This is a genomic window from Acidovorax sp. CCYZU-2555 (genome assembly GCF_018413525.1).
Classification (GTDB): Bacteria; Pseudomonadota; Gammaproteobacteria; order Burkholderiales; family Burkholderiaceae_C; genus Comamonas.
Map to the genome: position 1 here is coordinate 1 of NZ_JAHCDD010000124.1, position 11177 is coordinate 11177.

11 protein-coding genes are annotated in these 11177 nt (G+C 67.2%); 8 read left to right on the forward strand and 3 right to left on the reverse strand.

Annotated elements, in window-relative coordinates; all coding sequences use genetic code 11:
• On the reverse strand, positions 1–417 hold a 417-nt coding region (locus tag KHY18_RS25980; RefSeq protein ID WP_213307059.1), incomplete at its 3' end, for an IclR family transcriptional regulator.
• A gap of 116 nt (positions 418–533) precedes the next feature.
• On the opposite strand from KHY18_RS25980, the gene KHY18_RS25985 reads away from it, so the two are divergent.
• The 5 genes from KHY18_RS25985 to KHY18_RS26005 are packed head-to-tail and all read left to right on the forward strand — an operon-like array spanning position 534 to position 6828.
• The gene (locus tag KHY18_RS25985) at positions 534–1325 is read left to right on the forward strand and encodes an enoyl-CoA hydratase (protein ID WP_213307062.1); all 792 of its coding nucleotides are present in this window, start codon (positions 534–536) and stop codon (positions 1323–1325) included.
• Positions 1322–3478: an acetate--CoA ligase family protein gene (locus tag KHY18_RS25990; RefSeq protein ID WP_213307065.1), complete on the forward strand. Its 2157-nt coding sequence runs from the start codon at positions 1322–1324 to the stop codon at positions 3476–3478. Before KHY18_RS25985 ends, KHY18_RS25990 begins: the two co-directional genes overlap by 4 nt.
• Positions 3475–4470: a tripartite tricarboxylate transporter substrate binding protein gene (locus KHY18_RS25995; protein ID WP_213307068.1), complete on the forward strand. Its 996-nt coding sequence runs from the start codon at positions 3475–3477 to the stop codon at positions 4468–4470. Before KHY18_RS25990 ends, KHY18_RS25995 begins: the two co-directional genes overlap by 4 nt.
• Positions 4471–4477: 7 nt before the next feature.
• Positions 4478–5671 carry an acyl-CoA dehydrogenase family protein gene (locus KHY18_RS26000; protein ID WP_213307071.1) on the forward strand — a complete coding sequence of 398 codons (1194 nt, stop codon included), beginning with the start codon at positions 4478–4480 and terminating at the stop codon, positions 5669–5671.
• Complete coding sequence (locus tag KHY18_RS26005; RefSeq protein ID WP_213307074.1) at positions 5668–6828, forward strand: acyl-CoA dehydrogenase family protein; 1161 nt, start codon at positions 5668–5670, stop codon at positions 6826–6828. Before KHY18_RS26000 ends, KHY18_RS26005 begins: the two co-directional genes overlap by 4 nt.
• Positions 6829–6869: 41 nt before the next feature.
• Here the strand turns inward: KHY18_RS26005 and KHY18_RS26010 are convergent, their stop codons facing one another.
• Positions 6870–7376 carry a GNAT family N-acetyltransferase gene (locus KHY18_RS26010; protein WP_213307077.1) on the reverse strand — a complete coding sequence of 169 codons (507 nt, stop codon included), beginning with the start codon at positions 7374–7376 and terminating at the stop codon, positions 6870–6872.
• 292 nt (positions 7377–7668) lie between these two features.
• Positions 7669–8349: a hypothetical protein gene (locus tag KHY18_RS26015; RefSeq protein ID WP_213307080.1), complete on the reverse strand. Its 681-nt coding sequence runs from the start codon at positions 8347–8349 to the stop codon at positions 7669–7671.
• A 161-nt stretch (positions 8350–8510) separates the two neighbouring features.
• Here KHY18_RS26015 and KHY18_RS26020 point away from each other — a divergent pair, with 161 nt between their 5' ends.
• The 3 genes from KHY18_RS26020 to KHY18_RS26030 form a co-directional block, all read left to right on the forward strand.
• Positions 8511–9197 carry an HD domain-containing protein gene (locus tag KHY18_RS26020; protein WP_213307083.1) on the forward strand — a complete coding sequence of 229 codons (687 nt, stop codon included), beginning with the start codon at positions 8511–8513 and terminating at the stop codon, positions 9195–9197.
• 122 nt (positions 9198–9319) lie between these two features.
• Positions 9320–10474 carry an acyl-CoA dehydrogenase family protein gene (locus KHY18_RS26025; RefSeq protein ID WP_213307086.1) on the forward strand — a complete coding sequence of 385 codons (1155 nt, stop codon included), beginning with the start codon at positions 9320–9322 and terminating at the stop codon, positions 10472–10474.
• A gap of 38 nt (positions 10475–10512) precedes the next feature.
• Positions 10513–11177 (forward strand): CoA-binding protein (locus KHY18_RS26030; RefSeq protein ID WP_213307089.1); only part of this gene is annotated, 665 nt, incomplete at its 3' end.

The following is an 11177-nucleotide window of genomic DNA, read 5'->3' on the forward strand; positions in this document are numbered from 1 at the left end:
AATCGCCATGCCGCCCACGCCTATGCCCAGCACGCGCGCGTCGCCCACGCGCGTGCTGAACACCTTCACGGGAAAAGGCCCATCTTCGCGGTGCAGGCAGATGGTGTAGTCGCCCTGGCGCACCAGCAGATAGACGGTGTCGCCCGAAGTGCGCGCTATGCGCTGCATCAGCGCCTGGTACGACGCGACCAGCGGCGCGCGCCGCAGCGAGGCCAGGCCCATCTGCATGGCGTCCATGCCCAGCCGGTAGCGGCGCGTGAGCGGATCGCGCTCGGCGAAGCGCTCCTCGACCAGGCAGGTCAGCAGACGGTGGGCAGTCGAGCGCTCGAGTTGCGTTTCGGCAATGACATCGGTGACGCTGATGCCCTCTTCCTGGTGACGGCCCAGCACGCGCAGCACCAACAGGGAGCGGCGCATGTTCTGCGCCCCCGGAGTTTCACTAGTTTTGCTCACGATGTAGGATTTCCTGGTGATTAATCTCGCGAAGTGGACATCTTATCGAGATCATCGCGGCTCCACTAGCAGGATCCGCAATGAGCACCACGACCCTTTTGACCGAACAGATTGGCCCGGTCCGCCGCATCACTCTCAACCGCGCCGAGATGCGCAACGCCCAGAGCCAGCAGATGCTCGACGAACTCGACGCGGCCTTCGAAGCCGCGCGGCTCGACAGCGCGACGCGCGTGGTGGTGCTCGCGGCCAACGGCCCGCATTTCTCGGCCGGCCATGATCTCAAGCAGGCCCAGGCCGAGCGCGCCGAGTTCACCGTCGAGGAGCGCTGGGCCTATGAAGAGCAGCGCTATTTCGGCTACTGCATGCGCATCTGGGACTTCCCCAAACCGACCATTGCCCAGGTGCAGGGCGGCTGCATCGCCGCGGGCCTGATGCTGGCCAACATGTGCGATCTGATCGTCGCCGCCGAAGACGCGTTCTTCTCCGACCCCGTGACCCACACCATGGGCGCGGCTTCGCTCGAAGTGCTGATTCACCCCTGGGTGCTGGGCCTGCGCCAGGCCAAGGAAATGCTGTTCACGGGCGAGCGCATCGGCGCGCAGCAGGCCAAGGAGTTCGGCATGGTCAACCGGGTGGTGGCCAACGACAAGCTGGGCGACGACACGCTGGCACTGGCCCAGCGCATCGCCAAGGCGCCGCCGTTCGCCATGCAGCTGCTGAAGAAATCGCTGAACCGCTCTATGGACGTGCAAGGCATGCGCCAGGCGCTGTCGGCGCATTTCGATGTGCACCAGCTGAGCCATGTGACCGAGGAATACCGCCGCACCAAGGAAGCCGGCCTGGCCAGCGCGATCCAGGGAGCCAAGGCATGAGCCACGCACTGACTCCCCTGCTCGCGCCGCGTTCGATCGCGCTGATCGGCGCCAGCAGCAACGCCGGGCGCATAGGCGGCATGCCGCTCGATCTGCTGCAGCGCTTCGGTTACGCGGGCAAGGTGTTTCCGATCAACCCGAAATACACGGAAATCTTCGGCAACCGCTGCTATCCCGATGTGGAGGCGCTGCCCGAAGTGCCGGACCTGGTGGTGCTGGCGATCGCCGCCGGCGACGTCGTGGCCATGCTGGAGCGCTGCCATGCGCGCGGCATTGGCGCGGCCATCGTCTATGCCGCGGGATTTGCCGAGGCCGGCGCAGACGGCGCTGCGCTGCAGCGCACGCTCGAAGCCTTTGTGCAGCGCAGCGGCATGGCCGTGGCCGGGCCCAACTGCATGGGCTTTGCCAACCTCAACTTGCACGCCTATACGGCGTTTGCGTCGATCTTCGTCAACGTGCCGCCGCAGACCGTGCCCGGGCGCGTGAGCATACTCACGCAAAGCGGCAATGTCTGCTCGGCGGTGTTCGGCCTGGTGCGCCGGCGCGGCGTTCCCGTGAGCCACTTCATCAACACCGGCAACGAGGCGACGCTGGAATACGCGCAATACCTCGAATACCTGGCCCAGGACCCGCAGACCGACTGCGTGCTCGGCTATGTGGAGCAGTTGCGCGACGGCGCGCGCTTCATCGACGCCGCGCTGGCCTTCGCCGCCCAGGGCAAGCCGCTGGTCATCTACAAGGCCGGCGAGACCGAGAAAGGCTCGGAGGCCGTGCAGTCGCACACGTCGGCGCTGGCCGGCGATCTGGCCATCTACCGTGCGGGCTTCGACCAGCTCAACGTGATTCGCGGCCAGGACTTCGCCCACATGGCCGACCTCGGATACCTGAGCGGCTTTCGCCAGCGCCAGGGCGGCAAGCGCGTGGCCATCGTCACCATGTCGGGCGCGGTCGGCGCGATCCTGGCCGACAAGTTCACGCTCACCGGCCTCGAAGTGCCCACGCTGCCCGCCGATCTGCAGGCATTGCTGCGCGCCGGCGTGCCCGACTACGGCATGGTCAGCAACCCCGTCGATGTGACCGGCAACATCGTCAACGCGCCCGACTTCGTGCGCACGGTGTTCGAAGCGCTGGCGCGCTGCGACGGCATAGACACCGTGGTCGTCGCCGCGCCCGGCTATCTTCTGGACCGCATGGCCGAGCCGCTGCTCGAGGTCTGCGCGCAGTACCCGCGGTTGTTTGTCGCGCTCGATACCGGCGAAGCCCAATGCCGCCAGCGCCTGGCCGCTGCGGGCGTGCCGGTGTTCGACGACCTCGCGCGCTGCACCCAGGCGCTGGCGCCGTTCTGCGTCTGGCTGTCGCGCCAGCAGGCCACGGCGCGCTGGGCCGCGATGCGCCAGCGGCCCCAAGACCACGCCGCCGCTGACGCACTGCCCGCGCGCCTCAACGAGTTCGATACCAAGCAGTTGCTCGCCAGCCATGGCGTGCCGGCGCTCACGGGAATCGTGGCGCGCGATGCCGACGCGGCCGCGGCCGCCGCCGCGCAGATCGGCTATCCCGTGGTGCTGAAAATCCTCAGCGCCGACATCGCCCATAAGACCGAAGCCGGCGGCGTGCGTCTGGCGCTGGCCGACGAAGCCGCGCTGCGCGCCGCGGCGGCCGGCATTCTGGCCTCGGCCCAGGCCTATGACGCCAGCGCGCGCATCGACGGCCTGCTGGTCCAACCCATGGCGACGGGCGGCGTCGCCGAGCTGATTGCAGGCGTCACGCGCGACCCGGTGTTCGGCGCCGCGCTCACCGTGGGCCTGGGCGGCGTGCTGACCGAAATCTACCGCGATGTCGCCCATAGGCTGCTGCCCGTGGACGCGGCCATGGCGCGCGAGATGCTCGAATCGCTCAAGGCCTGGCCGCTGCTCGACGGTTTCCGCGGGCGGCCGCTGGCCGACGTGGACGCGGCCTGCGCAGCCATCGCAGCACTCGCCGCGGCCGTCACGGCCCTGGGCGAACAGGTGCTCGAAGCCGAGATCAACCCGCTGCAGGTGCGTGCCCGGGGCCAGGGCGCCGACGCGCTCGATGCGCTGGTACTGGTGAAGCCACGACCCCAACCGGCCAGCGCGCCGGCCGGACAATCCCATCCACAAGAGGAGACCGCATGAAAACCACCGTTTCTATCCGCCGCCGCGTCGTCGGCGCCGTTCTCGCCGCGGCCACCGTGGCCGCTTTCGCCGCGCCGGGCCTGGCGCTGGCCCAGGACTTTCCGGCCAAGCCGGTGCGCATGGTGCTGCCTTTCCCGCCGGGCGGCGTGACCGATCTGCTGGCGCGCGCGCTGGCCGAGAAGATGAGCGCCCGCCTGGGCCAGCCGGTGATCGTCGACAACCGGCCCGGCGCGGGCACGGTGCTGGCCTCCGACACGGTGGCGCGCGCGCCGGCCGACGGCTATACGCTGCTGATGGCCGCGTCGTCGATTGGCACGGCGCCGCTGCTCTACGACAAGGTCAACTACGACGCAATCAAGAGCTTCGCGCCCGTGACCCAGGTGGCTTCGGTGGTACACGTTCTGGTGGTCAATCCCAAGCTGCCGGTGAAGAACGTCGGCGAACTGCTGGCCTATGCGCGCCAGAACCCGGGCAAGCTCAACTACGGCTCCACGGGCATGGGCACGTCGACGCATCTGGAGATGGAATTGTTCAAGAACATGGGCAATGCCTTCCTGGTGCACATCCCCTACAAAGGCAGCGGACCGGCGCTGATCGACATGGTCGCGGGCCAGCTCGATGTGATGTTCGACGCCTGGGGCTCGTCGGGCCCGTTCGTCAAGTCGGGCAAGCTGCGCGCGCTGGCCGTGACCACGGCCCAGCGTTCGGCGGCCCTGCCCGATCTGCCCACAGTCGCCGAGTCTGGCCTCAAAGGATACGAAGCCATGCCCTGGCTGGGCCTGATGGCGCCGGCCGGCACGCCCGCGCCGGTCGTCAACCGCATCCACCGCGAAGTCGCCGAAATCCTCAAGGAAACCGAGATGCAGGAGAAGTTCAAGAACTGGGGCCTGGACATCATAGGCAACACGCCCGCGGAATTTGCGACCTTTCTGCGCAAGGACATCGCCCAGTGGGACCGCGTGATCAAGAGCGCCAACATCAAGGCGGATTGAGAAGCCCATGGACTTTGTACTGACCGAAGCCCAGCAGATGATCGCCGACAGCGCGAACCACTGGCTGGCGCACCACTACGAGCTGCGCCAGCGCGCGGCCGGCCTGCAGCGCGACGGCGGCAACCCTGCCGTCTGGCAGGCCATGGCCGAGCTCGGCTGGCTGGGCCTGGTGCTGCCCGAAGACGCGGGCGGCATGGAGCTGGGCGCGCTTGAAGCCGGCCTGCTGGCCCAGGCACTGGGCCGCCATCTGGTGGTCGAGCCGGTACTCGACTGCTGCCTCGAAGCAGCGCGGCTGCTCGCGCTCACGGGATCGGCGGCGCAGCAGGCCGACTGGCTGCCGGGGGTGGTTGCAGGTACGCAGCGCCTGGCGCTGGCCCATGCCGAAGGCAGCCGCCTGCCCTGGGATGCGCCGCAACTGCGCGCGCAGGCCGATGGCGCGCACTGGGTACTCGGCGGCAGCAAGCGCTGCATTGCCGCGGCACCCGGCGCGGCGCGCTGGATAGTCTCGGCGGCGCTGAACGGTGGCGAGACGGCGCTGTTTCTGGTCGACCCGCAGACCGCCGGCATACGCATCGACGCCTATGACACCAGCGACGGCGCGCGCGCCGCCGATATCCAGTTCGACGCGGTGCATGTCGATGCCGCCAGCCGCCTCGATGCCGGCGACGCGCACGCCGCACTGCAACGCGTGCTGGCCGAAAGCCTGGTCGCGCGCTGCTGGTCGGCCACGGGCAGCATGCAGGCCACGTTGGAACAGACGCGCGACTATGTGCAGCAACGCCAGCAGTTCGGCCAGCCGCTGGCACGCTTTCAGGTGGTGCAGCACCGCCTCGCCGAAATGGCCGTGCTGTGCGCCGAAGCCCAGGCCGCGTGCGAACTCGCTTCGCTATCGCTGGCCGACGCCGACACCGCGCAACGGCGCAGCCTCGCAGGCCTGTTGAAAAACAAGATCGCCCGCGCCGCGCGCTATGTCGCCCAGGAAGGCGTGCAACTGCACGGCGCCATGGGCGTGTGCGAAGAACTGCCGATTGCCAGCGCGTTTCGCGCCTTGATGGCCTTTGCCCAATGGGGCGGCGACGGCGCCAGCCACGCGCTGGACGCGGGCCGCGCACTGCTGGCCGATGGCCGCTTTGCGCACAGTCGCACGCTGGGCGCTGCGCCCGCCGGCCCCACAAGACAAGAACCCGAGACCGTCGCATGAACCTAGCCCTGAGCCCCGCCGACCAGGCGTTTCGCGCCGAAGTGCGCCGTTTTCTCGCCACCCACCTCAGCGCTGCGCTGCGCGCCGGACAGGCCGCGACCAGCGCCATGTACCCCGAGCCCGAAGTCTCGGGACCCTGGCAGCAGGCGCTGCAGGCGCGCGGCTGGCTGGTGCCGCTGTGGCCGCGCGAGTGGGGCGGCACGGGCTGGACCGCGCTGCAACGCTTCATCTTCGAGACCGAATGCGCGCTCGCGGGCGCGCCGCTGGTCCATCCCATGGGCGCGCGGCTGGTGGGCCCCGTGATATTGCGCTACGGCACCGAAGCGCAAAAGCAGTTCTATCTGCCGCGCATCCTGTCGGGCGCCGACTACTGGTGCCAGGGCTTTTCCGAGCCCAATGCGGGCTCCGATTTGGCCGCGCTGCAGATGCGCGCCGTTGCCGACGGCAGCGACTATGTGCTCAACGGCAGCAAGATCTGGACGACCCATGCCCACCACGCCAACCGCATGTTCGCGCTGGTGCGCACCAGCAATGAAGGCAAGCGCCAGCAAGGCATCAGCTTTGTGCTGATCGACATGGCGCTGCCCGGCATCACCGTGCGCCCCATCATCACCATAGGCGGCGACCACGATGTCAACGAAGTGCATTTCGACAACGTGCGCGTGCCCCAGGCCGACCGCATAGGCGAAGAAAACGAAGGCTGGGAATGCGCCAAATACCTGCTCGAATTCGAACGCGGCGCCGGCATCTTCAGCCCGCGCCTGCGCTCCCAGCTCAAGCGCGTGGCCGACGCGTTTGCAGCGCAGCGTGATCTGCCCGACGAACTGGTGCGGCGCTTTGGCGAAGTCGTTGCCGACATCGACACTTTCGAGTGGCTTGAGCTGCGCACCATGGGCGGACTGGCGCCCGGCGCCAACCCCGGCCCGGTGTCATCGATTCTCAAGCTGCGCGCTAGCCGACTCAAGCAGACCATTGCCGAACTGGGCGTCGATGCGCTGGGCCAGGCCGGTCTGCGCTGGCGCAGCGACCCAGCGGACAGCGCGCTGCGCCCCGGCGTGCTGGTGCCCGAGTACTGCAATAGCCGGGCGTTCACCATTTTTGGCGGTGCGGCCGAAGTGCAGCTGGGGTTGATTGCGAAGACGGTGGTGGGGGTGTGACGTGGCGATACGCGGCTGCACTCATGCGTACCGCGCAATCCTCAGTGACGGGCACTGAACGCCGGATGGTAGGTAACGACGCCCCGTGGTCGCCGCGTTTCGAACGGCAGCGCCATGAAGTATTCGGCAGGCACCTGAGGCAATATCAGGCCGGGATCATTGTCGAAGCCAAACCGGCGGTAATAAGCGGGATCACCCAGTACCACACAGCCTGACGCGCCTTGCGCGGCCAGCCGTTGGAGCGCTTCATGCATGAGGCTTGAGCCAATGCCCCGGCCTTGCAGCGCCGGCATGACCGAAATCGGGCCGAGGCCAAACCAGCCTTCCGTTCCATCGGATATGTGGACCGGAGAAACCGCGACATGCGCGATGACGGCCGCATTCATTTCGGCAACCAGGGACAAGGTGAGCGCTCCCGCGGCGCGCAAGGCGGCAACGATGTACTGTTCGTTATGGTCCGTATGCGGCGCGGCGAGAAACGCGGCCTGGGTAACGGCCTCGATGGCGGCATGGTCCGACGGCGTTTCAGAACGGACATGGAAAGTCATGCGCATGAGTATAGACATCGCCGCCCCAGCGGACCGCAAGACCCGTTCGTTCCTGGCCCACACCTCGCCGGCCGCGTCGACGGGTGAATCGCCTGTGCTCACGCCATGAGGACGGGCCGTTCATGGTTCGACAGGCTCACCACGAACGGTCTGATAGCGCTCGCCCTGGACCTGTCGCAGGGCTGGCCGGGCGCACCGAACACGTTTCGCAGCCATGTCGAATGGGCGATGCGCGAGGCCGGCCTGTCGTGTGGGATGCACTTCTAAGCCGGCTCCACGGCATTGCCTGCAGTCAGTTTGCCGCGAAGCAGTACATAAGCCCGGCGCTGCCGCTCATCTTGAGCTGGTCGATGCTGCAGCCGCGCGTGCCATGCGACGAATTCCACGAAGCGTTGGCGACCGGGTCGGGGTTGGTGCCCTTGTGGTCGTGGTGGCCCACGATGGCGGAGCCGCCCTCGCTTTGGGTCCAATTGCCGCAGGTGGTGTCCTTGCCCGGTTCGGGCACCGCCAGGGTGCCGTCGGGGCGCGAGCCGGTCAGGATGTCGTGGCGGTTGACCGCATCCCCGAAGCCGGAGACGATTTCCCCCTTCTCCGTGAGCGACGTGTCCTTGCCGAGCTTGGCGTTGGCGCTGTGCAGGTCGGTCACGCTGGTGGCGACGACCACGCCCTTGGCGTTGGTCCAGGGGCCGGAGCCGATTCGGTCGCGCGCATTGACAGCGGACTGTCCATTCAAGGCGGCATTGCTCAGGTAGGCGCGCCAGGTCTTATTGCCTGCCCCGACGCTGGTGGCCAGCGACTGGCAAAAGCGGTCGGCACCGGCCAGGCCGCCCAGGTCGCCGCCCTTGCCCGGGTTGACGCTGGTGATGAAGAAGCCCATGGGATTGCCGGCCGGTGGCTGCGTGACGCTGCAACCAGCGATCAGGGCAACAGCGGCGACGGCGGTGCAGCCGGAAAGAACGAAACGACGTGGCATGGAAAAACTCCTGAGCGCTATGGGAATCGCCAGGCTACCGCAAGCTGGTATCAGCGGCAATCCCGGTGCTGCAGCCAACAGCCTTGCAATGGAAGCACGGTCGGTTTGGCCGCTGCGCCGGTGCCGCCGTCACGCGTGATGCGCAAACTTAGAATAGTCCCATGACGATCGCCCCCGCCGCTTCCCCTGAAACTGATCTGAACGCCTTTGCGCCCTACGCCGCCCTGGCTGCGCAATTGCTGCCCCATGCCATAGACGCCGGAACCAGCGACGGCGCGCACGACGCGGCCCATCTGCAGCGCGTATGGCGCAGCGTGCAGGCGCTGCAGGCCGTCGAAGGCGGTGATCTCGAAGCGCTGCTGGCCGCCACGCTGCTGCACGACTGCGTGAATGTAGAGAAAAACTCTCCCTTGCGTGCCCAGGCTTCGCGGCTGTCGGCGCAAAAGGCCGGCGAGGTACTTGCCGGCCTGGGTTGGCCCCAGGCACGTATCGATGTCGCCGCGCATGCGATCGAAGCGCACAGCCACAGCGCGGCGATCGCGCCGCGCAGCATCGAGGCGCGCATTCTGCAGGACGCCGACCGGCTTGACGCCATAGGCCTGATCGGCGCCGCGCGCTGCTTCTATGTGGGCGGCCGGCTGGGGCGCGCGCTGTATGACCCGGCCGATGCGCGCGCCGCGCAGCGCCCGCTCGACGACACGCGCTATACCCTCGATCACTTCCAGACCAAGCTTTTGCGCCTGGCCGAAGGCTTCCAAACGGCTGAAGGCACGCGCCGCGCCGCCCAGCGCCAGCAGCGCCTGCGCGATTTCTACGATGCCTTCCTGAGCGAGCTGGAAGATGGCTGAACACGGCTTTTTTGGGCGTCGTCGTGAAATGACTTTTTCTCATCTCTGAGCGAACAACAGGAAAGACTGAACGCCGAAATTCCTCGCATCATTGGCCCAACTCCCCAAAGGCCAGTCACACCATGAATTTCGAACTTTCCGAAGAACACCAGGCATTTGCCGACAGCGTCGGCCGTTTTGCGCAGGACAAGCTCGCGCCCGGCGCACTGGAGCGCGCGCATGCCAAGAGCTACCCCTGGGAGACCGCCCAGCTGCTGGCCGAGCAAGGCCTGCTGGGCATTGCGTTTCCCGAGGAAGACGGCGGCCAGGGCGGCACCTTGATGCATGCGGTGCTGGCGATTCAACAGATCGCGCTGGCCTGCCCCAAGAGCGCCGACATCGTGCAGGCCGGCAATTTCGGCCCGATCCGCACTTTCGTGGAGTACGCCACGCCCGAGCAGAAGGCGCGCTTTCTGCCTGATCTGCTGGCCGGAAAAAAGCTCATCTCTTTGGGCATGAGCGAGCCCGATGCGGGTTCGGCCGCGACCGAACTCAAGACCAGCGCAGTCGAAGACGGCGACAGCTATGTGATCAACGGCTCCAAGGTGTTCTCCACCCACAGCCCGGAAGCCGAGCTGTTTCTGATCTATGTGCGCTTTGGCCCTGGCGTGGGCGGCATCGGTTCGGTGCTGGTCGAGAAAGGCACGCCGGGTTTTGTCGTCGGCACGCCGTCGAGCTTCATGAACGGCGAGCAATGGTCGCAGCTGTACTTCGAGAACTGCCGCATTCCCAAGGCCAATCTGCTGCTGGGCCCGGGCGGCTTCAAGAAGCAGATCTCGGGCTTCAATGTCGAGCGCCTGGGCAATTCGGCGCGCGCGCTGGCCCTGGGCCGCTATGCGTTCAACCAGGCGCGCGAGCATGCGCTGATTCGCAAGCAGTTCGGCCGCGAGCTGTGCGAATTCCAGGGCCTGCAGTGGAAGTTCGCCGAGATGTGGATGAAGCTCGAACAGGCGCAGCTGCTGCTCTACAAGGCCGCGCTCGAAGGCGAGCATGGCCTGCCCAGCGCGCAGAGCACGGCCATGGCCAAGCTGGCCTGCAATCTCGCGGGCTGGGAGGCTTCGAACGAAGCCATGCAGGTCATGGGCGGAATGGGCTTCAGCCAGGAAGCGCTGGTCGAGTATTGCGTGCGCCGCACGCGCGGCTGGATGATTGCGGGCGGCTCCATAGAGATGCTCAAGAACCGCATCGCCGAAGGCGTGTTCGGCCGCACGTTCTCCCAGCGCCCGGCGAAGGCCTGACCATGCACGCCGTTCACCTTCCCTACAAGCAATCCGACATGTCTCTTTCCTCCTCCGCCTCCATCTGCCAGGCGCTGCTGTATCCCAAGAGCATTGCGCTGGTCGGTGTTTCCGATGACGTCAACAAGACCGGCGGGCGGCCGCTGCAGTTCATGCGCCGCTCGGGCTTTGCGGGCACGATCTATCCGATCAACCCCAACCGCGCCCAGGTGCAGGGCGAGAAAGCCTGGCCCAGTCTCGCCGCGCTGCCCGAAGTGCCCGAGCATGTGTTCGTGCTGTCGCCCACCGACTCGGTCGTGCCCACGGTGCAGGAATGCGCCGATCTGGGCGTGAAGCTGGTGACCATTCTGGCCAGCGGCTTCTCGGAGTCGGGCGCCGAAGGCGTGGCACGCGAAGACGCGCTGCGGGACATCGCGCGCAAGTCCGGCATTCGCATACTGGGCCCCAGCAGCCTGGGCGTGGTCAACCCCGGCAACGGGCTGATGCTCACGGCCAATGCGGCCTTCGCCGAGCCCGACATGCCGCGCGGCAATGTGTTTGTCGCCTCGCACAGCGGCAGCATGATCGGCGCGCTGGTGTCGCGCGGCAAGGCGCGCGGCGTGGGCTTTGCGGGCCTGGTGTCGGTGGGCAGCGAAGTCGATCTGAGCGTGGGCGAAATCTGCGCGGCCACGCTCGACGACCCGGCGATCCAGGGCTATGTGCT